This is a genomic window from Mesorhizobium sp. 8 (assembly GCF_006351905.1).
Classification (GTDB): Bacteria; Pseudomonadota; Alphaproteobacteria; order Rhizobiales; family Rhizobiaceae; genus Mesorhizobium; species Mesorhizobium composti.
In genome coordinates this window covers 2,486,832-2,507,102 of the sequence record NZ_CP040914.1, presented here as the reverse complement: position 1 = coordinate 2,507,102, position 20,271 = coordinate 2,486,832, and the positions used below count along the sequence as shown (strand labels likewise).

Sequence of the window (20,271 nt, the reverse complement as noted above, 5' to 3'; positions counted from 1 at the left end):
TTTGCCCGGAAAGGGGGTCATAATTAGTCTTGAAACGGATCGGTCACAAGTATGGTGTCGTCCCGTTCCGGACTGGTGGAGAGCAGCGCGACGGGCGCGCCGATGAGTTCCTCGATGTGGCGGACGTACTTAACCGCCTGCGCCGGCAGGTCGTTCCACGAACGTGCGCCGGCGGTCGTGCCGGACCATCCTTCCAGCGTCTCGTAGATCGGCTCGACCCTGGCCTGGGCGCCCTGGCTGGCCGGCAGGTAATCGATCACCTCGCCGTCGAGCCGGTAGGCGGTGCACACCTTGATCTCGGGCAGGCCGTCGAGCACGTCGAGCTTGGTCAGCGCGATGCCCTTGATGCCGTTGACGGCGACGGCCTGGCGCACCAGCACGGCGTCGAACCAGCCGCAGCGGCGCTTGCGGCCCGTCACCACGCCGAACTCGTGGCCCTTGGTGCCGAGGAATTCGCCGATTTCGTTGGTCTGCTCGGTGGGGAAGGGGCCTTCGCCGACGCGCGTCGTGTAGGCCTTGGTGATGCCCAGCACATAGCCGACGCCGCCCGGCCCCATGCCCGAGCCCGCGGCGGCCTGGCCGGCCACCGTGTTGGAGGAGGTGACGAAGGGATAGGTGCCGTGGTCGATATCGAGCAGCGTGCCCTGCGCGCCCTCGAACAGGATGCGCTCGCCGGCCTTGCGGCGGTCGTCCAGTACCTTCCAGACGCGGTCCATGTAGGGCAGGATCCTGTCGGCGACCGAGGTCAGCTCGGCCATGATCGCCTCATGCGTCGCCTCCGGATGGCCGAGGCCGCGTCTCAGGGCATTGTGGTGTGTCAGCAACCTGTCCACCTTCAAGGGCAGCGTTTCCAAGTCCGCCAGATCCATCACCCGAACCGCGCGGCGGCCCACCTTGTCTTCGTAGGCAGGGCCGATGCCGCGGCGCGTGGTGCCGATCTTCGTTCCGGAATTGGAGGCGGCGTCTTCGCGGAATCCATCCAGTTCCCGGTGCAGCGACAGGATAAGCGCCGTGTTTTCGGCGATTTTCAGGCGGTCGGGCGTGACCTCGACGCCCTGGTCCTTCAGCTTGCCGACTTCCGTGACGAAAGCATGCGGATCGAAGACGACGCCGTTGCCGATGATGGAGAGCTTGCCTTCCCGCACCACGCCGGAAGGCAGCAGGGAGAGCTTGTAGACCTTGCCGTCGACGACCAGCGTGTGGCCGGCATTGTGGCCGCCCTGGAAGCGCACCACCACGTCGGCGCGCTCCGACAGCCAGTCGACGATCTTGCCCTTGCCTTCGTCGCCCCACTGCGAGCCGACGACCACCACATTGGCCATAATTGTTTCCTTCGCACGAGAATGCCGGAGCCGACGCCGGCGGAACGATGAAATTTCAAGCCTCTATAACCGCAACGGCGGCGCCATGCGACCCTTCTTTGGCGCGACGGCGACGGGCAGGTACAACAAATTCCGGGCCGCGCATCATTTACTTGGGCGGGCGGGCGCCATAGCCACGTCGCTGACGCGAATCCATGCGAGCAGCCCGATGCACCGCAAGGCCTACATCCTGCTTCTGGCGACGATGCTGTTCTGGGCCGGCAACGCGGTCGCCGGCAAGCTGGCCGTCGGCCACATCTCGCCGATGCTTCTGTCCGGCCTGCGCTGGATGCTGGTCATCCCGCTGCTGGCGGCACTCGGCCATCGCCACCTGGCGACGGACTGGCCGGTGCTCAGGCCGCGCCTGTGGCTCCTGATGTTCCTCGGCTTTCTCGGTTTCACCGTCTTCAGCGTGGCGATGTACGGAGCACTCCTCTACACCACCGCCACCAATGTCAGCATCGAGCAGGGCGGCATGCCGGTCTTCGTCTTCGCCGCCTCCTTCGTGCTGTTCGGCACCCGCACGCGGCCGGCGCAATTCGTCGGCTTCGTGCTGTCCTTCGCCGGCGTCGCCGTCACCGCCATCCATGGCGACATCCACCGATTGATCCATCTCGACGTCAACTTCGGCGACGCCCTGATGATGCTCGCCGTCGTCGCCTACGGCATCTACACCGCCGCCATCAAGGCGCGGCCGCAGGTGCACTGGATGAGCCTGATGACGGTGCTGTGCCTCGGCGCCTCGCTGGGCGCCATTCCCTTCATCGCGGCGGAAGCGGCGGCCGGCGCGACGATCCTGCCCGACGCGACTGGCCTTGCCATCATCGTCTATGTCGTCGTCTTCCCGTCATTGGCCGGGCAGGCGCTCTACATCCGCGCCGTCGAACTGATCGGCGCCAACCGCGCCGGCCTGTTCATCAACTTCCTGCCGCTGTGGGGAGCGCTGCTGTCGGTGCTGATCCTCGGCGAATCCTTCGAGCCCTACCACGCGCTGGCGCTGCTTCTGGTGCTGGCCGGCGTGCTGCTTGCCGAATACAGCGGCCGCAAGGCGGCGGCGCAGGTGGTGTGAACCCTTTCGCCTGAGCCGCCCGGGTTTACCCGATCGGGTGTTCCGTGCCTGCGCTGCCTCAAATCTCGCCGACGTCGAACTGCAGCCGTTTCGCCGAATCGATCGACGCGTTGGCGCGCACCTCGGCCAGCAGTTTTTCGGGGAACGGCGCGTCGAGGTAGAGGAGCGCGATGGCGTCGCCGCCCGGGCGGTCGCGGCCGAGCTGGAAGTTGGCGATGTTGACGCCGTTCTGGCCGCACAGCGTCCCGAGCATGCCGATGATGCCGGGCGCATCCGCATTGGTGGTGTAGAGCATGTGGCGGCCGACCTCGGCGTCGAGGTTGATGCCCTTGATCTGGATGAAGCGCGGCTTGCCGTCGGAGAAGCAGGTGCCGGCGATGGCACGCGTCATGTGCTCGGTCTTCACCGTCAGCTTGATGTAGCCGTCGAACACGCCTGATTTGTCGCGCTTGACCTCGGCGACGATGATGCCGCGTTCCTTCACCATGATCGGCGCCGACACCATGTTGACGTCGGACACCTGCGGCCGGATCAGGCCGGCAAGGGCGGCCGAGATGAGCGCGCGCGTGTTCATCTGCGCGGTCGAGCCGTCGAACAGGATCTCGACCTCCTTGATCGGGTCTTCCGTCACCTGGCCGACGAAGGCGCCGAGCACTTCGGCCAGCTTGACGAAAGGCTTCAGGCGGGGCGCTTCCTCGGCGGTGATGGAGGGCATGTTGATGGCGTTGGAGACGGCGCCCTTGATGAGATAGTCCGCCATCTGCTCGGCGATCTGCAGGGCGACGTTTTCCTGCGCTTCCGAGGTCGAGGCACCGAGATGCGGCGTGGCGACCACATTCTCCAGTCCGAACAGGGCGTTCTCGGTCGCGGGCTCCGTCTCGAACACGTCGATGCCGGCGCCGGCCACCTTGCCGCTCTTCAATGCCGCGACCAGGTCGGCCTCGACGATCAGCCCGCCGCGCGCGCAGTTGATGATCCTGACGCCGTCCTTCATCCTGGCGATGGCCTCGGCATTGATGATGCCTCTCGTCTTGTCGGTCATCGGCGTGTGCAGGGTGATGAAGTCGGAGCGGGCGAAAAGGTCGTCCAGCTCGACCTTCTCGACGCCGAGTTCTTCGGCGCGCTTGTCCGACAGGAAGGGGTCGAAGGCGATGACGTGCATCTTCAGGCCGATGCCGCGCGTGGCGACGATGGAGCCGATGTTGCCGCAGCCGACGACGCCGAGCGTCTTGCCGGTGATCTCGACGCCCATGAAGCGGTTCTTCTCCCATTTGCCGGCCTGGGTCGAGGCATTGGCTTCCGGGATCTGACGGGCGAGCGCGAAGATCATGGCGACCGCGTGCTCGGCCGTAGTGATGGAGTTGCCGAAGGGCGTGTTCATGACGATGATGCCGCGCCGCGAGGCGGCCGGGATGTCGACATTGTCGACGCCGATGCCGGCGCGGCCGATCACCTTCAGCTTCGTCGCGGCCGCGATCAGCTTTTCGGTGACCTTGGTGGCCGAGCGGATGGCGAGGCCGTCATAGTCGGCGATCTTCGCCAGAAGGGCCTCCTTGTCCTTGCCGAGATCGGGCAGGTAGTCGACCTCGACGCCGCGATCCTTGAAGATCTGCACGGCGGTGGGGGAGAGTTTGTCGGAAACGAGTACGCGGGGTGCCATGATGGCCTCCTTCGTCAAAACGAGAGAATCGGGAGAGGAATGGGCCGCCGGCGGCGGCCCAGTATCGGGATCAGGCCGCCGCCTTCAGCGTGGCCTTCTGGTTGGCAAACGCCCAGTCGAGCCATGGCAGCAGCGCCTCGAGGTCGGACGTTTCCACCGTGGCGCCGCACCAGATGCGCAGGCCGGGCGGGGCGTCGCGGTAATGGCCGATGTCGTAGGCAACGCCTTCCTTGTCGAGCGCCGAGACCAAGCCCTTGGCGAAGGCTGCCTGGCCGTCGGCGTCGAGGGCGGTGACGTCCGGATCGACGATGGACAGGCAGACTGAGGTGTTGGAGCGCGTCGCCGTCTCGGCGGCCAGATGGCCGAGCCAGGCCGATTTTTCGACGAAGCGGCCGATGACGGCGGCGTTGGCGTCGGCGCGGGCGACCAGCGCATCCAGCCCGCCGATGCCCTTCGCCCATTGCAGCGTGTCGAGATAGTCCTCGACACAGAGCATCGAGGGCGTGTTGATCGTCTCGCCCTTGAAGATGCCCTCGATCAGCTTGCCGTTCGAGGTGAGGCGGAAGATCTTCGGCAGCGGCCAGGCCGGCTTGTAGCTTTCCAGCCGTTCGACGGCGCGCGGCGACAGGATCAGCATGCCGTGCGCGCCTTCGCCGCCCAGAACCTTCTGCCAGGAGAAGGTGACGACATCGAGTTTTGCGAAATCGAGCCGTTGCGCGAAGGCCGCCGAGGTGGCGTCGCAGATGGTCAGACCGGCGCGGTCTGCCGGAATGAAATCGCCGTTCGGCACGCGCACGCCGGAGGTGGTGCCGTTCCAGGTGAAGACCACGTCGCGGTCGAAATCGATCTGCTTCAGGTCCGGCAATTCGCCGTAGGGCGCTTCGATCCGGCGCACGTCCGGCAGCTTCAGTTGCTTGACCACGTCGGTGATCCAGCCGGCGCCGAACGATTCCCAGGCGACCATGTCGACGCCGCGTTCGCCCAGAAGCGACCACAGCGCCATCTCGACGGCGCCGGTATCGGAGGCCGGCACGATGCCGATGCGGTAATCCGCCGGCACCTGAAGCACCTCGCGGGTCAGGCTGATCGCCTGTTCCAGCTTGCTCTTGCCGATTTTGGCGCGATGGGAACGGCCGAGCGCGGCATCCTTCAGCGCCTCGACCGACCAGCCGGGGCGTTTCGCGCAGGGACCTGAGGAAAAATTGGGGTTCGCCGGACGGAGTCCGGGCTTGGGAAGCGTCGTCATCGTGGTCTATCCTTCCAGATAGTAAGCCCCTCGTTGGGGAGGGGTGGCCCACGGACGGCGATATGCTTGGCGACCTGCGGCGTCAAGGGGAAAGTTTCTGTCGCAGGTGGAATGGTTTTCCAAAATGCCGAAAGCAAACGGCGGGCCTGAGCCCGCCGTTGAAATCAACCGAAGCGTTTGCCTACCAGAGGTCGTAGCGCAGGCCGACCTTGAATTCGTGGGTGTCGAAACCGCCGTCACGGCCCTGGATTCCGGTTGCGCCGGCCGCGGCGCTTCCTGCGTCCCAGCCGAACATATTGCCGCCTTGGATATGCTTGTACTTGTAGCCGACGTCGAGCTTGAGATTTTTGCTGATATCGTAGGCGACGCCGGCCATCAGCGCGTAGGTGAAGCGCCAGTCCTTCTCGCCGCCGTTCTGCGAGCTTGCGACGGAAGCCGAGGTCGTACAGTCGGCGCCGACGCAGTAGAGATTGCTGTCGAGCCCTTTCCAGTGGACCAGCGAATAGCCGAGGCCGCCGCCGACATAGGGGGTGAAGCCGGAATAGGTGCCGAGATCGACATAGCCGTTGGCCATGATGCCGATGGTGGTGAATTTCGACGAATCTTCCGAGCGGCAGGTGGTCGTTGCCGGCTGGGCTCCAGTACACGGTCCGTCGCCCACGGTGGTTCCGTTGAATTTGGCGTCGAAGCCCTCCACCGTCGCGTCGGCGCGCAGCCAGTCGGTGAAGTGGTAGCCGATGCCGCCGCCGAAGGCGACGTCGGTCTTCATGCTGCGGGTCGCGAAGTTGTTGTCGGAGTAGCTGACGGGCGGGCCTGGATCGAAGGTGCGGTAATCGATGTTGCCGGCGCGGCTATTGAAGACGTAGCCGACGTCGCCGCGCAGATACCATCCCGAACCGACCTCGACGGGCACGTATTCCGGCGCTTCGTCGACATAGATCGGCGGATCGTAGTCGGCTGCCAGCGCGCCGGACAGCGGCAGCGCCGATGCCGCTGCGGCAAGCGCAAGAACGATGCGCAGTTTGGTTGTCATCTTCACCCACTCCCGAAGTCGCCGGCGTCCGTGACACGCCGCCGGTTGCCCGTATCGAGAGCATTGTTAACCATACAGGTTAAGTGCGGGTTAAGGATAACGAGGGGTTACAAATGGGCTGTTGTGGTGCGTCCTTCGAGGCTCGCTTCGCTCGCACCTCAGGATGAGGACTGTTTTTTGCTGTAGCTACGAGAGCGAAGCCAAGCGAACCACTTCCCTCATCCTGAGGTGTGAGCGAAGCGAGCCTCGAAGGACGCGCTGTCAACGCTCGGTGAGCTTCAGCTCGATCCGGCGGTTCTTCGAGCGCGCCTCGTCGGTGTCGGCGGGATCGAGCGGCTGGAACTCGCCGAAGCCGGCGGCAACCAGGCGCTCCGGCGGCACGCCGTTGGCGATCAGGAACTTCACCACAGAGGTGGCGCGTGCGGTGGAAAGCTCCCAGTTGTCCTTGTAACGGCCGGTGCCGGACAGCGGGATGTTGTCGGTGTGGCCGTCGACGCGCAGCACCCAGTTGATCTCCGGCGGGATTTCCTTCTGCAACTCGATGATGGCGCCGGCGAGCTTCTTCATCTCGACCTGGCCGGCATCGTTGATCTGGTCGGAGCCGGTGGGGAACAGCACTTCCGACTGGAAGACGAAGCGGTCGCCGACGATGCGGATGTTCTCGCGGTCGGACAGGATCTCGCGCAGCCGTCCGAAGAAGTCGGAGCGGTAGCGGTTCAGTTCCTGCACGCGCTGGGCGAGCGCGACGTTGAGGCGCCGGCCGAGATCGGCGATCTTGGTGTTGGACTCCTTGTCCTTTTCTTCCGAGACCTGCAGGGCGTCTTCGAGGGCGGCGATCTGCTTGCGCAATGCGGCGATCTGCTGGTTGAGGATCTCGACCTGGCTGAGCGCGCGCTGGCTGATCTGCTTTTCGGTGTCGAGTTCGCCCGACAGCGCGTCGGCGCGCGCATTGGCGGCCTCGCCGGCGCCGGCGCCTTTCGCCAGAAGCTGTTCCAGGCGGCTTTTCTCCGCCTCGGCGGCGCTCAGCGACGCTTGCAGGTTGGCCAGCGAATCCTGCGCGTCCTGGGTGTTGCTCTTCTCCAGCGCCAGCAGTTGCGTCAGTTCGTTGATCTGCGAGTTGAGGCGGTTCAGCACTTCGTCCTTGCCGGAAATCTCGCGGCTGAGCAGGAACTGCGCCAGCACGAAGACCGACAGCAGGAACATGAAGGTGAGCAGCAACGTCGACAGCGCATCGACGAAGCCCGGCCAGTAGTCGATGCGGCGGTCGGCGCGGCGCGCGCGGGCCAGGGCCAAGTCAGTGGACTCCCTGCTTCTTCAAGGCGTCGGCGATCTTTTCGAGCGTCGTGCGCATGGCCTTCTGCTCGTCCGACTGCGCCTCCACCCAGTCGCGCATGATCTGCTGTTCGGAGCGCATGTTCTTGACCAGGCCGGAAATGCCGTCGGCGAGATTGGCCATGGCGCTGGCGACGCGCGGGTTGGCGGAGCCGTTCTCCTGCATCGAGCGCAGCCGTTCCGACAACAGCCGGATCTCGTCGGCGGACTCGGCGCGCATCGCCTCCGGCACGGCGATGTCGGAGGAAAGGTCCGTCACCGAGGACAGCCAGTTCTCCAGCTCGGTGTAGAAGCGCGTCTGGGCGCGGCCGGCCTGGAGGTCGAGGAAGCCCAGCACCAGCGAGCCGGCAAGGCCGAACAGCGATGACGAAAAGGCGGTGCCCATGCCCGACAGGGGGGCCGCCAGCCCCTGTTTGAGGGCATCGAGGACGGCAGCGGCGTCGCCCGAGCCGGGATCGAGCGCCTGGATGGTGTCGCTGATCGAGCCGATCGTCTTCAACAGGCCCCAGAAGGTGCCGAGCAGGCCGAGGAAGACGAGCAGGCCGACGAGGTAGCGCGAGGTGTCGCGGCTCTCGTCGAGGCGCGTCGCGATGGAATCCAGCATCGTGCGCATCGAGGAGGCGGAAAAGGCGACGGCCGAGGAACGGCCGATCATCGCCTTCATCGGCGCCAGAAGCACCGGCTCGGTCGTCTCGGAGCCGGCGCGGAAGGAATTGACCCAGCGCACTTCGCGGAACAGCCGCCCGACCTGCACGAAGGCAAGCAGGATGCCGACTGCCAGCACACCGAGGATCAACCCGTTGAGGCCCGGATTGGTGACGAAGGCCGTCGAGATCTGGCGGGTGAGGATGACGCCGATAAAGGCGACGATGGCGAGGAAGATGACCATCGTCAGCACGAACACCTGCGGGCTGGACAGCCTGTGGGGGTCGTAGCTGAGGACGTCGGAACGCCCACCTATGCCGAACGATCTGAGAAGGGCCATGCGTCTTCCGTTCCGATTCCGCAGCGAGTTCGGCGGCAACTCTACTCGGAATTCCGGCGAAATTGAAAGCCGTTCGGGCCGTATGCGGCGATCGTTCTATTCGATGCCATCATATCGCCCCTATAGGTTGATTGCATGAACAACTGATTCCCGGCGGAAGCGTGGCAGAGAGAACCAATGACGAGATCGTGCATTTATACAGATGGACAAAGTAAGCAAGAGACGCGACGCGCATTTTGACGCCCTGCGAGGGGCTGGTATATTATTAGTCGTCTTCGGACATCTCATCGAGAAGCCGTCGTCCGAATCGCCGATCCTGCAAGCGGCCTATATCGGGATCTATAGTTTCCACATGCCGCTTTTCGTTTTTCTGGCTGGAGCGTTCGCCCGCGAGACGCTGGGCCGGCGCGACTACCGCAAGATCGTGTGGACGCTGGTGTTGCCGCTCGTGCTGTTCCAGCCCCTTTATATCGGCATGGGGCGGCTGACGGGCTGGTACGAATACTCGCCGCTGACGCCCTACTGGCTGCTGTGGTTCATCGCCAGCATGATCTGCTGGCGCCTGCTGTTGCCGCTGTTCGCCTCGCCGGCCGGACTGGTCGCGGCCTTCGCGCTGTCGGTCGCGGCGGGCTACGACGACGGCATCGGCTATTCGCTCAGCGTCTCGCGGACGCTGTATTTCCTGCCCTTCTTCGTGCTCGGCCATCTCTTTGGCGCGGACCTCGTCGCGCTGGCGCGCCGGCATGGCGGCGTCTTCGCGCTCGTGTTCGCCCTTGCCATGGCATTGGTGATGGTGTGGTGGACGCAAGGGCTCGAACCGTCGGCGCTGACCGGCAGCCACGACTACGCCAATGGCGGCGCCCAGTCCGCCCATCCGGCGCTGGCCCGCATGGGCATACTGGCGCTCAGCGCCGCCGCCGTGCTCGGCTTCTCGGCCATCGTGCCGGGCAGGGCGATGCTGCTGCGCTGGTTCGGCGAGCGTTCGCTGTCGATCTACCTGCTGCACGGCCTCGTGGTGATGGCCTTCGTCGCCGCCGGCGGCCCGGCGTTGATCCCGCAGCCGCTGCTGTTGCCGGCGCTCGGCCTTCTGGCCGTATTGATCGGGCTCGGCACGGCGGTGGCGGACGGCCCGATGCGGCGCCTGTTCAGCCCTTCGCGGCAGGCCGGCGAGCGCGTTACAGCCGGCTGAAGACGAGTGCGTCGAACATCGCCACCAGATGCAAGGTGGCGCCGGTGACGACGAAGCCGTGCCACAGCGCGTTGTGGAAGCGCAGGCCTTTCCAGACGAAGAAGACGACGCCGCAGGAATAGACGATGCCGCCGGCGACGATGAGCGCCAGCGCGGCGGGCGGCAGCGTTTCGACCAAGGGACCCGCCAGAACCAGCCCGCTCCAGCCGATGGCGAGATAGAAGACGATGGCCAGCCGGTCGAAGCGGCCGGGCAGAAACACCTTGATGGCGATGCCGGCGGCCGCAGCCGCCCAAACCAGGGCGATCATCCAGCCGGCCAGCGGCGAATTGCCGATCTGGGCGAGGAAGGGCGTGTAGGTCGCGGCGATCAACAGGTAGATGGCCGAATGGTCGAAGCGCCTGAGCACCCATTTGGCCGGCGAGTCGAGCGGCCACAGATTGTAGGCGAGCGAGACGGAGAGCACCGTCAGCAGCGACACGACGTAGAAGACGGCGGCGATGTATTCGCCCGGCCCGGCATGGGAAGCGGCAAGCACGAGCATGGCGGAGCCGGCGGCGATCGCCAGGACGATACCCACCGCATGGACGATGCCGTCGGCGATCATCTCGGCGCGCGAATAGTGCCAGCGTCCCATGAAGGGAATATGCGGTGCTTTGTGTGTCTCTTTTGCGGTCATGTCGAGCCTGCCCGTCCCTCATGTGGTGGACAAGCATCGACCATGCCAGTTGTGCATTGCAAAATTGCGACGGCGCCTGCGGCGGGTTGCCGCCGGCGCCCGTGCGGTCCCTATGCCTTCAGCGGCTTGGTGACCGTCTTCAACAGCGCGCGGTGGATCGCCTCGTTGCCGGCGACAAGGGCGCCCTTTTCCAGCATCGTCTGGCCGCCGTTCAGGTCGGAGACGAAGCCGCCCGCCTCGCGGATCAGGAGCATGCCGGCGGCGATGTCCCATGCTGACAGGCCGTCCTCCCAGAAGCCGTCCATGCGGCCGGCGGCAACGTAGGCGAGGTCGAGGGCAGCCGAGCCGAGGCGGCGGATGCCGGACACCTCGGCCATGACGTTGCGCAGCTCGATGAGGAAATTGCCGTGGCGGCCGCGGCCGAGATGCGGCACGCCGCAGCCGATCACCGCGTCGGAAAGCTTCGTGCGCGCGGCGACGCGCAGGCGGCGGTCGTTGAGGAAGGCGCCGCCGCCGCGCTCGGCGGTGTAGAGCTCGTCCATGGCCGGGTTGTAGACGACGCCGGCGACGACCTGGCCCTGCCGCTCCAGCGCGATGGAGACCGAGAAGATCGGGATGCCGTGCAGGAAATTGGTGGTGCCGTCGAGCGGGTCGACGATCCAGCGGTGCTGGTCGTCGTCGCCGGAGACGGCGCCGCGCTCCTCCATCAGGAAACCGTAGCCCGGCCGCGCGCGCGACAGTTCGGCGAAGATGATGTCCTCGGCCTTGCGGTCGGCCTGGCTGACATAGTCGCCGGGACCTTTCATCGACACCTGAAGGTTCTGCACCTCGCCGAAATCGCGCGACAGCGATCGGCCGGCCTTCATCGCCGCCTGGACCATGACGTTGAGGAGGGCTGAACGGGCCATGGGAAGGGTCTTTCGTAGGTTAGGGCAGTAGGGCGGTAAGGCAATAGGGCAGTATGTGTAGAGTGAGGCGCTGGAAACAGACGCTCCGCTTTTCCCCTACTGCCTTACTGCCCTATTGCCTTACTGTCTTGATCTCAATCCGCCCTGCGCAGATACGTGATCTCGTTGGTATCGACCAGTATGCGTTCGCCGGCCTCGATGAAGGGCGGCACCAGGACACGGATGCCGTTCTCCAGGATGGCCGGCTTGTAGGAGGACGCGGCGGTCTGTCCCTTCACCACCGGATCGGCCTCGGTGATCGACAGCACGACCTGGTCGGGAAGCGAAACGCCGATCGGCGTCTCGCCGTAGAGGCGCACGGTCACCATCATGCCGTCCTGCAGGAAGGCGGCGCGCTCGCCGACGAAATCCTTCTGAAGTTCGAGCTGTTCGTAGCTTTCTGTATCCATGAAGACCAGCGCCTCGCCCTGCTCGTAGAGGAAGGAGAAGTCCTTGTATTCGAGGTCCACCTGCTCGACCGTCTCGGCGGAGCGGAAGCGCTCGTTGAGCTTGGTGCCGTTGATGAGGTTCTTCAGTTCGACCTGGTTGTAGGCGCCGCCCTTGCCGGGCTTCACCGTGTTGGTCTTGACCGCCACCCACAGGCCGCCGTCGTGCTCGACGACGGTGCCGGGACGGATTTCATTGCCGCTGATCTTGGCCATGGATGCCTGCTGCAAAAGGTTGAGAAAAAGGAGATTGCGCCGGAAACGGCGATTTCGGCGCCTCCAAGACCACAAATCGCCCGCACTGGCAAGAGAGCGGAGAGCAAGGGGCAGTTGTGCATCGAACCGACCGACGTTGGTTCGACCCCCACTCCGACCGCTTCGCGGCCACCTCTCCCCCGTTCGACGGGGGCGAGGAAATACCGGCCGGACCGCTGGCTCCCTTCCTCTCCCTCGGGCAGGGGGAGAGGTGGCCGCGAAGCGGTCGGAGTGGGGATGCTTCCCTGACCTGGCGCCTTAGCGCAAGCGGTTGGCCTTTTGCAGCGCCAGCCGGGTTTCCTCTTCGGTCAGGCCGCCGAGGAAATCCTCCATCTGGTCGTCGATCAGCCCGGCGCGGCGGGCGACGATGTACCAGGCGGCGGCGAGGTTCGAATCCGGCTCGACGCCGATGCCGGCCATGTAGAGCTTGGCCAGCCGGTTCTGCGCGGCGACGTTGCCGCCGTCGGCCGCCCGCTTCATCCACTGGAAGCCGGCCTTGAGGTCGCGCTTGCCGCCGCGCCCGTCGATCAGCCATTGCGCGAGGTCGATCTCAGCGGTGTCGTAGTTCTGGCGCGCGGCCTGGGCCAGCAGCGCGCGGGCCTTGACGTCGTCCTCTTTCTTGCCGCCGACGCCGTTGGCGTAGAACTGCGCCATCGCATATTGCGCGTCGGGCAGACCCGCCTCGGCGGCGCGCTCGTAATAGGGGGCTGCGCGGGCGAGGCCGGCATCGCCGCTGTCTTCCTCGACCAGCAACTGGGCGAAGTTGAACTGCGCCAGCGTGTTGCCGGCCTCGGCGGCGGCTTGCATCAGCGCGTGCGCCTCCTTGCGGTCCTTCTTCACGTAGGTGCCGTCGATCAGCATCAGCGCGTATTGGAACTGCGCTTCGGGAACGCCGCGCTCGGCGGCGCGCTGATACCATTTCGCCGCTTCGGCGGCGTTCAGCGGCACGCCCAGCCCGCGCGACAGGATCTCGGCGACCAGCGTCTGGGCGGCCGGGTCGCCGTTCTTCGCCCGCACCAGGGCAAGGTTGTAGGCGGTCTTGTAGAGGCCGCGCTGGAAGGCGCCGTAGGCGGCGTCCGGCTGGCGGGCACCGAAGCGCGACGGATCGACGGTGTCGGCCGGCGGCTCGTCGGTCGTCGCCGGCTGCGGCAGCGGATTGGCGATCGGCTTGATGATGGTGATGCGCGGCTCGCCGAAGCGGGCCGCGTCCGGCTGCTCGCCGGGGGGCGGCGCGGTCGTGGGCGGCGCGACGTCGGGTATGAAGGGTTCGGGCGCAGCAGCGGCCGGCATCGACTGGGTGGGCGGCGCCTGAACGGCTGGCGGCGCCGGCTCCTTTGCCGGTTCGGTCGCCCCCGCCCGGGCGGCGACGGCGAGCAGCAACAGGACGGCAAGGGGCAGCCGCATCGTCAATCCTCGAAGCGCGGCGCCTGCGCGTCGAGCAGCGCGTTGGCGCGCACCACCGCCTCGCGTGGATCGATGCCGTCGCCGTAGACGGCGGCGGAAAGGGCGACGAACTCGGCGCCGGTTTCGGCGACGGCGGCGGCCGAGGCGAGGTCGGAGCCTGCCATGACGATGCAGGGGATCTCGATCATCTCGGCCCACCAGCGGCCGAGGTTGAGGTTGCGCGGATGCGGCTCGGCCTGGGTGTCGTAGCCGAAGCGGCCGAAGAAGATGTAGTCGGGCCGCTCCTCGCCGAGCTCCAGCGCCTCGTCGCGCGTCTTGGCGCCGCCGGTGCCGACCGCCATCTTGTCCTGGAAACGCTCGACGGCCTCGGCGAGATCGGCCTTGCCGGATTCGATGTGGATGCCGTCGGCCCGCACGCGCCCGGCGATGCGGGTGTCGCCCTCGACGATGACTGCGGCACCGGCCGCCTGCGCCGCCGGTATGACCTTTTCGGCCAGCGCCTGGAAGGCGGCATCGTCCAGCCCGTTGCGCGGCAGGATCAGCGAGGCCACGTCGCCGCCGGCAAAGGCGGTGGCAAGGCGTTCGGCGCCGACGCCCGGCGGAGCGATCAGCACGATGCGGCAGCGGTTGGGAGGCGTTGTCTCGGTCATGTGGCGGCTCGATATGGCTTCCGCCTATGCGAGGCGAAGATGGTTGCATTGCGGCATAGAGCAAAGTGCCGGGCTTGAACAGGCGCGCTCAGAGCGTGAGCTTGTAGCCGATATGGCTCGCCTCGAAGCCGAGCCGGTCGTAGAAGCGATGCGCGTCGGCGCGGCTTTTATCGGTTGTCAGTTGCACGGTGCGGCAGCCGCGGGCGCGGCACTCGGCGATGGCCCATTCGAACAGATGCTGGCCGAGCCCGGCGCCGCGATTGCCCGCGGCGACCCGCACCGCCTCGATCTGCCCGCGCAGCGCACCCTTGCGCGACAGGCCCGCAATGAAGGTGAGTTGCAGCGTGCCGACGACGGTGCCGTCCAGGGTCATCACCGCGAGGAACTGGTTTGGATCGGCGTCGATGGCGCTGAAGGCATCCTGATAGGCCGGCGCGCCGGGCGTCGAGAGGTCCTCGCGGGTCGCGCCCAGCGGATCGTCGGCCAGCATGGCGACGATGGCCGGTATGTCGGCCCGCATGGCCCGGCGAAAGGCGATGTCTGCCATGCTGATGCTCCTTCGATGACCCGTTGCGTGCTGCATAGAGGTGCAATGAAGGCGCGGCAACGGGCCAACGCATATTGCTATCGCGGCACGGGCGGAATCCGGTTATGAGGGCGACCGCACTTCTCACGCCGGAAGCCTTCTACTTCCTTACCTGCACGACGACGGGCATCGTCGCCGTCAAGCTTTTGCGAGACGGCATCGCCGGGCTTTTCTAGGGCATGCCATCCTGAGTATAGGATGATGACAACAGCCGGCTTCAGCTGGAAGCGACACGTTTCTCAGGAGAACGGGATGGCCAGTCCCTACGACATCGATCTCGACAAGAACGCGGCGAACTATCAGCCGCTGACGCCGATCACCTATCTGGAACGGGCGGCGAAGGTGTTTCCCGCGCATGTCGCCATCATCCACGGCAGCCAGCGCATCGACTACCGCACCTTCTGGCGGCGTTCGCTGAAGCTCGCCTCGGCGCTGGCGAAGACGGGCATCGGCAAGGGCGATACCGTCACGGTGATGCTTTCCAACACGCCGCCGATGCTGGAGGCGCATTTCGGCGTGCCGATGGTTAAGGCCGTGCTGCACTGTCTCAACACCCGTCTCGACGCGGCCGTCATCGCCTTCCAGCTCGACCATGCCGAGACGAAGGTGCTGATCGTCGACCGCGAATTTTCCGGCGTGGTCAAGAAGGCGCTTGCCTCGGCCAAGGTGAAGCCGCTGGTGATCGATTACGACGATCCCGATTATGCCGAGGACGCGCCCTATGCGAAGGGCGAACGCATCGGCAGTCTCGATTACGAGGATTTCGTCACTTCCGGCGACGAGGATTTTTCCTGGTCGATGCCGGATGACGAGTGGGACGCGATCTCGCTCAACTATACGTCCGGCACGACCGGCAATCCCAAGGGGGTCGTCTATCATCATCGCGGCGCCGCGCTGATGGCCTATACGAACACGATCCATGCCGGGATGCAGAAACACTGCGTCTACCTGTGGACGCTGCCGATGTTCCACTGCAACGGCTGGTGCTTCCCGTGGACGCTTGCCGTGCAGGCGGGCACGCATGTGTGCCTGCGCTGGGTGCGGGCGAAGCCGATGTACGACGCGATCGCCGACCATGGCGTGACGCATCTGTGCGGCGCGCCGGTCGTCATGTCGCTGCTCATCAATGCGCGCGAGGAGGACCGGCGCGAATTTCCGCAGACCGTCACCTTCAACACCGCCGCCGCCCCGCCGCCGGAAGCGGTGCTGTCGGGCATGGCCGACGCCGGCTTCGCCGTCACCCATCTCTACGGGCTGACCGAGACCTACGGGCCGGCCGTCGTCAACGAATGGCACGGCGAGTGGGACGGGCTGGACAAGGCGGCTCGTACGCAGAAGAAGGCGCGCCAGGGTGTGCGCTACGCATCGCTGGAAGGGCTCACCGTCATGGACCCCGAGACGATGCAGGAGACGCCGCGCGACGGCGAGACCATCGGTGAGGTGATGTTCCGCGGCAACATCGTCATGAAGGGCTACCTCAAGAACCGCAAGGCGAGTGACGAGGCCTTCGCCGGCGGCTGGTTCCATTCCGGCGACCTCGGCGTCATGCACCCGGACGGCTATCTCCAGATCAAGGACCGCTCCAAGGACATCATCATCTCCGGCGGCGAGAACATCTCATCGATCGAGGTGGAGGACGTGCTTTACAAGCATCCGGCCGTCGCCGCCTGCGGCGTGGTCGCGCGCGCCGATGACAAGTGGGGCGAGGTGCCGGTCGCCTATGTCGAACTGAAGCCTGGCAAGACGGCCAGCGAGGCCGATATCCTCGACCATTGCCGCTCGCTGCTCGCCCGCTTCAAGGTGCCGAAGGCGGTGATTTTCGCCGAGATCCCGAAGACCTCGACCGGCAAGATCCAGAAGTTCCTGCTGCGCGACATGGTCCGTGACGGGGGCAAGGGCAAATAGCGGGAACATGGCCGGCGGCGAACCGCCGGCCTCTCTCAGGCGGCTGGTGCCGGGGTCAAACTGCGCGTTCCGGCCGTCGCCGCGAGCGCGATGCCTGCCGCCAGTACCGCGGCCATCCCCAGAAGAATGCCCAGGTCCTTCGCGGTCGGCTTCAGCACCATGTCGGCGACGATGACCAGCATGACGCTGTAGTCGATGCGGGCGAAGCGCAGCATGCGCTGGCCGAGAGCGAGCGCCCGCGGCGTCACGCCTTCCTGCGCGATCAGGGCCGCCATCTTCGCGGCCGTCGGGCCGAAGACGGTCATGCCGATGGTGAAGGTGGTGAAGTAGCCGGCGAGGCCGATGAGGACCCACAGGTCGGAGAAGCCGACCCAGAACCAGCACAGGACGAGGCCGAAGGCGAGGGTGAGCAGCGACATCGGCGCAAACAGCCGATTGCCGAGTTCGCCGGTGGCGCGCATCGCCAACAGCATCGCCTCGACATTGCTGGCGCGCTCGGCCCGGAGCGCCAGCAGCGCCAGCGCGAAGCCGCCGCCGACCCACACCACGGCCGCGACGACGTGCAGGAATTTTACCAGGGAATACCAGTCCATTTCGTTCATCCTTGTTGTTGTGGCGGATGATCGGTGGCGGCCGATACCGTTGAGGGCCGGGCGTCTAGCACCGGCCGTGTATCCGAACGATGCCGGCCAGCTCGACCGGGCGTTTCCGCAACGGACGGCAAAAGGCGGAGGACGTGCCGGATGCCGTTACGCCAGCATCAGATTGTGCTAATGTAACGAGGTCGGAAGCGCAGGGGGGAGCGGCACGGCATTCCTCGAAAACACGGCCGGCTTACAGGCTGCAAGGCCGCATCCATTGCGGCGCGGACGACAGGCTCATTGCCCATCGGACAGACAACGGAGAACGAACATGCAAGGGGTGGCAAGGAACTTCTTCACGCTGGCGATCATTTACGCCTTGTGCGGCATGGCGCTCGGCATCCACATGGCGATCAGCCAAGATCATGGCCAGATGCCAACACATGCGCACATCATGGTGGCGGGCTGGCTCATGTCCACGGTTTTCGCCTTCTTCTACCACCTGTTTCCCGCAGCGGCCGGCAGGACACTGGCGACGGTTCATTTCTGGCTGACGGCGGTCAGCGGCGTCGCGCTCGTCGTCGGCCTCTATCTGCTTTTAGCCGGCAACGAGGCGATGGAGGCCGTCACCGGCATCGGATCGATGGGGTTTTATGCGGCGATGTTCCTGTTCGCTTTCATCGCGCTGCCGGCGGTCTACAGTCGCGCCTGAGAGCGAGGTGAACTGTGCCGGATCGGCACGGCATGGCCCGGCTTGGTAAAAAAATCTTCAAGCCGTTAAGGCTTCATTTACCTTCACAGGTGCTTACTGGGGCCATCCAGTGATCTGGATTCTTACCGAGTGGTTGGAGCCACTTTGTTTGACGCCTCCCTGTTAAACTCCTGAGAGCCGCCTCATCCGCGGCTCTTTTTTTATGCCGCTGCCCGCCGCCGTTCCGTCGCTGCCTCGAGGCGCGTTAACCCTCTGTTAAACATACGCTTGCCTTCGCGGCGTGTGCGGCGCATTTTCGAGGTGCGGTCGTATAAAGTGCAGGTCGCGGCGGGCGGTCGAATCAGCTCGCCCGATACAGGTTCAGGTGGCTTGAACATGAGTGAAGTTTCGAAGGACGGTGCCAAGACGGTCAAGCTGGCGGAGCGCCGGGTCTTCTCGCAGTCCTTCAAGCCACTCTACAACGAAGGCATGGGGCTGGTTGAGCAGGCGGCCGAGTATCTCGACGGCCAGGGTCGCGCCGAGGCCAAGAGGCTGTCGCGGCTGGGGGCGACCCTCTACGCCGCCGAATCCATGCGGCTGACCACCCGGCTGATGCAGATCGCCTCCTGGCTCCTGTTGCAGCGCGCCGCCAATTCGGGCGAGATGACGCGCGACCAGGTCGCTTCGGAAAAATCCAAGGTGAGGCTCGACACTGCCTCGGCGCATGAGGATGTGGCGGGCTGGACCGAATTGCCGGCCGATTTCGTCGATCTCGTCACGCGCTCGCTGCGCCTGCAGGCGCTGGTCCGGCGCATGGATGAGGAGGTCTACGGGGCAGGGGCCAGGGCCGTGCTGCCGTCGATCGCGGGCCGCAGCAACCCCGTTTCCGACCAGATCACGCTGCTCAACACCGCCTTCGCGCGCGGCTGACCGCCTGCCGCCCGTCCAGGGCTCTCTGTTTCCGATTTGTTCACATTCCGCTGGCATGACCTCGCCGGAGAGGTAGAGTCGTCGGCATGAACGAAGCGATTCGCATCATCGGCATCGATCCGGGCCTGCGGCGCACCGGTTGGGGCGTCGTCGAGAGTGCCGGCAACGCGTTGCGTTTCGTCGCCGCCGGCACGTTGCGGTCAGACGACAAGGCGGCGCTGGCCGCGCGGCTGTGCCAGCTGCACGACGGGCTGGCCGAGGTGCTCGAGCGGACGGCGCCGCAGGAGGCTGCGGTCGAGCAGACCTTCGTCAACAAGGACGCCACCGCCACGCTGAAGCTCGGCCAGGCGCGCGGCATCGCCATGCTGGTGCCGGCGCGCGCCGGGCTCGTCGTTGCCGAATATGCACCGAACGCGGTCAAGAAGGCCGTCATCGGCGTCGGCCACGGCGACAAGCAGCAGATCCAGCTGATGGTGAAGGTGCTTTTGCCGAAAGCCTCCTTCGACAGCGCCGATTCCGCCGACGCGCTGGCCATCGCCATCTGCCACGCGCATCACCGGCAGAGCGCGGCGTATCGGATCGCACTGGCGGGGTAGGACAGGGACTTGTTCTTGACTTGTTCTCATGGCCGCGATAAGTAATACCATGGAGGTATTACCATGCGCGTCACCGAGAAGGGCCAGGTCACGATCCCGAAGAACGTTCGTCGGAAACTCGGCATCGTGGCGGGCAGCGAGATTGAGTTCGACCTGCGCGAGGACGGCGCTCTGCTGCGACACGCGGCGGCGCCGCGGCCCGGTCGGGAGGTGGCCGATTTCATGGATCATATCCGCCGCCACAAGGGAACGATGGATCTCGGCGGCATGACCGGCGATGAATTCTTCAAGCTGCTCAGGGACTGATGCCGACGCTGGTCGATACCAATGTCCTGATCGATCTGTTCGATACGGGCAGCCCGTGGGAGGACTGGTCGAGCCGAACCATCGAACGGCTGCGGTCGGAAGGACCGATCGTAATCAACCAGATCATCTATGCGGAGATGGCGGCGGGGTTTCCGGTCGAGGCCGACCTGGAATCGGCCCTGTCGCCCTCGCGTTTTACCCGCGAATACCTGCCCTGGGAGGCCGCCTTTGCCGCTGGCCACGCCTTTGTTGCCTACCGCCGCGACGGCGGCCCGAAGCGCTCGCCGCTGCCGGACTTCTATATCGGCGCCCATGCCGCGATCCGCGGCTACCGATTGCTGACGCGGGATACGGGCCGCTACCGCGCTTATTTTCCGCTGTTGCGCATCGTTTCCCCCGATACCCATCCGTGAGGCCTGA

Annotated in this window: 21 protein-coding genes; 8 read left to right on the top strand and 13 right to left on the bottom strand. The window is 65.6% G+C overall.

Annotated elements, in window-relative coordinates; all coding sequences use genetic code 11:
- Positions 1 to 23 precede the first annotated feature (23 nt).
- The gene (locus tag FGU64_RS12145; RefSeq protein WP_136360179.1) at positions 24 to 1,322 is read right to left on the bottom strand and encodes an adenylosuccinate synthase; all 1,299 of its coding nucleotides are present in this window, start codon (positions 1,320 to 1,322) and stop codon (positions 24 to 26) included.
- Positions 1,323 to 1,530: 208 nt separating this feature from the next.
- Between FGU64_RS12145 and FGU64_RS12140 the strand changes: the two genes are divergently transcribed.
- Positions 1,531 to 2,430, top strand: coding sequence for a DMT family transporter (locus FGU64_RS12140; RefSeq protein WP_139953494.1), 900 nt, complete (start codon positions 1,531 to 1,533; stop codon positions 2,428 to 2,430).
- A 58-nt stretch (positions 2,431 to 2,488) separates the two neighbouring features.
- On the opposite strand, the gene serA is transcribed toward FGU64_RS12140, so the two are convergent.
- The 5 genes from serA to FGU64_RS12115 form a co-directional block, all read right to left on the bottom strand.
- A complete protein-coding gene (gene serA / locus FGU64_RS12135) occupies positions 2,489 to 4,090 on the bottom strand; it encodes a phosphoglycerate dehydrogenase (protein ID WP_139953493.1) in 1,602 nt (533 codons plus the stop codon).
- Between the two features lie 70 nt (positions 4,091 to 4,160).
- On the bottom strand, positions 4,161 to 5,336 hold the full coding sequence (locus FGU64_RS12130; protein ID WP_139953492.1) for a phosphoserine transaminase: 1,176 nt from the start codon (positions 5,334 to 5,336) through the stop codon (positions 4,161 to 4,163).
- A gap of 181 nt (positions 5,337 to 5,517) precedes the next feature.
- The gene (locus FGU64_RS12125) at positions 5,518 to 6,369 is read right to left on the bottom strand and encodes an outer membrane protein (protein WP_139953491.1); all 852 of its coding nucleotides are present in this window, start codon (positions 6,367 to 6,369) and stop codon (positions 5,518 to 5,520) included.
- Between the two features lie 261 nt (positions 6,370 to 6,630).
- A complete protein-coding gene (locus FGU64_RS12120; RefSeq protein ID WP_136360184.1) occupies positions 6,631 to 7,662 on the bottom strand; it encodes a peptidoglycan -binding protein in 1,032 nt (343 codons plus the stop codon).
- Position 7,663: 1 nt separating this feature from the next.
- Entirely contained in the window at positions 7,664 to 8,686 is a 1,023-nt protein-coding gene (locus FGU64_RS12115) for a MotA/TolQ/ExbB proton channel family protein (RefSeq protein ID WP_139953490.1), read from the bottom strand.
- Positions 8,687 to 8,888: 202 nt separating this feature from the next.
- Here FGU64_RS12115 and FGU64_RS12110 point away from each other — a divergent pair, with 202 nt between their 5' ends.
- Complete coding sequence (locus FGU64_RS12110; RefSeq protein WP_139953489.1) at positions 8,889 to 9,875, top strand: acyltransferase family protein; 987 nt, start codon at positions 8,889 to 8,891, stop codon at positions 9,873 to 9,875.
- Here the strand turns inward: FGU64_RS12110 and FGU64_RS12105 are convergent.
- The 6 genes from FGU64_RS12105 to FGU64_RS12080 all read right to left on the bottom strand — a co-directional run bounded on the left by FGU64_RS12105 (position 9,862) and on the right by FGU64_RS12080 (position 14,803).
- Positions 9,862 to 10,554: a hemolysin III family protein gene (locus tag FGU64_RS12105; RefSeq protein WP_136360187.1), complete on the bottom strand. Its 693-nt coding sequence runs from the start codon at positions 10,552 to 10,554 to the stop codon at positions 9,862 to 9,864. The two genes, FGU64_RS12110 and FGU64_RS12105, sit on opposite strands and share 14 nt — an antisense overlap.
- A gap of 110 nt (positions 10,555 to 10,664) precedes the next feature.
- The gene (locus tag FGU64_RS12100; RefSeq protein ID WP_139953488.1) at positions 10,665 to 11,462 is read right to left on the bottom strand and encodes an inositol monophosphatase family protein; all 798 of its coding nucleotides are present in this window, start codon (positions 11,460 to 11,462) and stop codon (positions 10,665 to 10,667) included.
- Between the two features lie 134 nt (positions 11,463 to 11,596).
- Positions 11,597 to 12,163 carry an elongation factor P gene (gene efp / locus FGU64_RS12095; RefSeq protein WP_136360189.1) on the bottom strand — a complete coding sequence of 189 codons (567 nt, stop codon included), beginning with the start codon at positions 12,161 to 12,163 and terminating at the stop codon, positions 11,597 to 11,599.
- Between the two features lie 297 nt (positions 12,164 to 12,460).
- The gene (locus tag FGU64_RS12090) at positions 12,461 to 13,606 is read right to left on the bottom strand and encodes a tetratricopeptide repeat protein (protein ID WP_180375520.1); all 1,146 of its coding nucleotides are present in this window, start codon (positions 13,604 to 13,606) and stop codon (positions 12,461 to 12,463) included.
- A gap of 2 nt (positions 13,607 to 13,608) precedes the next feature.
- Positions 13,609 to 14,256 carry a thiamine phosphate synthase gene (locus FGU64_RS12085; protein WP_139953487.1) on the bottom strand — a complete coding sequence of 216 codons (648 nt, stop codon included), beginning with the start codon at positions 14,254 to 14,256 and terminating at the stop codon, positions 13,609 to 13,611.
- Between the two features lie 88 nt (positions 14,257 to 14,344).
- Positions 14,345 to 14,803 (bottom strand): GNAT family N-acetyltransferase, encoded by a 459-nt coding sequence (locus FGU64_RS12080; protein ID WP_139953486.1) that lies wholly within the window; start codon positions 14,801 to 14,803, stop codon positions 14,345 to 14,347.
- A gap of 291 nt (positions 14,804 to 15,094) precedes the next feature.
- On the opposite strand from FGU64_RS12080, the gene FGU64_RS12075 reads away from it, so the two are divergent.
- Positions 15,095 to 16,747, top strand: coding sequence for an acyl-CoA synthetase (locus FGU64_RS12075; protein ID WP_139953485.1), 1,653 nt, complete (start codon positions 15,095 to 15,097; stop codon positions 16,745 to 16,747).
- Between the two features lie 35 nt (positions 16,748 to 16,782).
- Here FGU64_RS12075 and FGU64_RS12070 read toward each other — a convergent pair whose 3' ends face one another.
- Positions 16,783 to 17,340 carry a DUF2269 family protein gene (locus FGU64_RS12070; protein WP_139953484.1) on the bottom strand — a complete coding sequence of 186 codons (558 nt, stop codon included), beginning with the start codon at positions 17,338 to 17,340 and terminating at the stop codon, positions 16,783 to 16,785.
- 319 nt (positions 17,341 to 17,659) lie between these two features.
- Between FGU64_RS12070 and FGU64_RS12065 the strand changes: the two genes are divergently transcribed.
- From FGU64_RS12065 to FGU64_RS12045, 5 genes are all read left to right on the top strand, one after another.
- Positions 17,660 to 18,040, top strand: coding sequence for a hypothetical protein (locus tag FGU64_RS12065; RefSeq protein ID WP_139953483.1), 381 nt, complete (start codon positions 17,660 to 17,662; stop codon positions 18,038 to 18,040).
- 375 nt (positions 18,041 to 18,415) lie between these two features.
- On the top strand, positions 18,416 to 18,949 hold the full coding sequence (locus FGU64_RS12060) for a DUF1465 family protein (protein ID WP_136360195.1): 534 nt from the start codon (positions 18,416 to 18,418) through the stop codon (positions 18,947 to 18,949).
- An 86-nt stretch (positions 18,950 to 19,035) separates the two neighbouring features.
- Positions 19,036 to 19,545: a crossover junction endodeoxyribonuclease RuvC gene (gene ruvC / locus FGU64_RS12055; protein WP_139953482.1), complete on the top strand. Its 510-nt coding sequence runs from the start codon at positions 19,036 to 19,038 to the stop codon at positions 19,543 to 19,545.
- Between the two features lie 63 nt (positions 19,546 to 19,608).
- A complete protein-coding gene (locus FGU64_RS12050; RefSeq protein ID WP_139953481.1) occupies positions 19,609 to 19,851 on the top strand; it encodes an AbrB/MazE/SpoVT family DNA-binding domain-containing protein in 243 nt (80 codons plus the stop codon).
- Positions 19,851 to 20,264 carry a type II toxin-antitoxin system VapC family toxin gene (locus FGU64_RS12045; RefSeq protein WP_139953480.1) on the top strand — a complete coding sequence of 138 codons (414 nt, stop codon included), beginning with the start codon at positions 19,851 to 19,853 and terminating at the stop codon, positions 20,262 to 20,264. Before FGU64_RS12050 ends, FGU64_RS12045 begins: the two co-directional genes overlap by 1 nt.
- Positions 20,265 to 20,271 lie beyond the last annotated feature (7 nt).

Excerpts from the sequence above, each read along its gene's own strand:
- FGU64_RS12145 (WP_136360179.1), bottom strand. The coding sequence starts at position 1,322 with ATGGCCAATGTGGTGGTCGTCGGCTCGCAGTGGGGCGACGAAGGCAAG.
- FGU64_RS12070 (WP_139953484.1), bottom strand. The coding sequence starts at position 17,340 with ATGGACTGGTATTCCCTGGTAAAATTCCTGCACGTCGTCGCGGCCGTG.
- FGU64_RS12065 (WP_139953483.1), top strand. The coding sequence starts at position 17,660 with ATGCAAGGGGTGGCAAGGAACTTCTTCACGCTGGCGATCATTTACGCC.
- FGU64_RS12115 (WP_139953490.1), bottom strand. The coding sequence starts at position 8,686 with ATGGCCCTTCTCAGATCGTTCGGCATAGGTGGGCGTTCCGACGTCCTC.
- FGU64_RS12105 (WP_136360187.1), bottom strand. The coding sequence starts at position 10,554 with ATGACCGCAAAAGAGACACACAAAGCACCGCATATTCCCTTCATGGGA.
- FGU64_RS12100 (WP_139953488.1), bottom strand. The coding sequence starts at position 11,462 with ATGGCCCGTTCAGCCCTCCTCAACGTCATGGTCCAGGCGGCGATGAAG.
- FGU64_RS12060 (WP_136360195.1), top strand. The coding sequence starts at position 18,416 with ATGAGTGAAGTTTCGAAGGACGGTGCCAAGACGGTCAAGCTGGCGGAG.
- FGU64_RS12045 (WP_139953480.1), top strand. The coding sequence starts at position 19,851 with ATGCCGACGCTGGTCGATACCAATGTCCTGATCGATCTGTTCGATACG.
- efp (WP_136360189.1), bottom strand. The coding sequence starts at position 12,163 with ATGGCCAAGATCAGCGGCAATGAAATCCGTCCCGGCACCGTCGTCGAG.
- FGU64_RS12050 (WP_139953481.1), top strand. The coding sequence starts at position 19,609 with ATGCGCGTCACCGAGAAGGGCCAGGTCACGATCCCGAAGAACGTTCGT.
- FGU64_RS12110 (WP_139953489.1), top strand. The coding sequence starts at position 8,889 with ATGGACAAAGTAAGCAAGAGACGCGACGCGCATTTTGACGCCCTGCGA.
- FGU64_RS12090 (WP_180375520.1), bottom strand. The coding sequence starts at position 13,606 with ATGCGGCTGCCCCTTGCCGTCCTGTTGCTGCTCGCCGTCGCCGCCCGG.
- ruvC (WP_139953482.1), top strand. The coding sequence starts at position 19,036 with ATGAACGAAGCGATTCGCATCATCGGCATCGATCCGGGCCTGCGGCGC.
- FGU64_RS12075 (WP_139953485.1), top strand. The coding sequence starts at position 15,095 with ATGGCCAGTCCCTACGACATCGATCTCGACAAGAACGCGGCGAACTAT.
- FGU64_RS12080 (WP_139953486.1), bottom strand. The coding sequence starts at position 14,803 with ATGGCAGACATCGCCTTTCGCCGGGCCATGCGGGCCGACATACCGGCC.
- FGU64_RS12085 (WP_139953487.1), bottom strand. The coding sequence starts at position 14,256 with ATGACCGAGACAACGCCTCCCAACCGCTGCCGCATCGTGCTGATCGCT.
- FGU64_RS12125 (WP_139953491.1), bottom strand. The coding sequence starts at position 6,369 with ATGACAACCAAACTGCGCATCGTTCTTGCGCTTGCCGCAGCGGCATCG.
- FGU64_RS12140 (WP_139953494.1), top strand. The coding sequence starts at position 1,531 with ATGCACCGCAAGGCCTACATCCTGCTTCTGGCGACGATGCTGTTCTGG.
- FGU64_RS12130 (WP_139953492.1), bottom strand. The coding sequence starts at position 5,336 with ATGACGACGCTTCCCAAGCCCGGACTCCGTCCGGCGAACCCCAATTTT.
- serA (WP_139953493.1), bottom strand. The coding sequence starts at position 4,090 with ATGGCACCCCGCGTACTCGTTTCCGACAAACTCTCCCCCACCGCCGTG.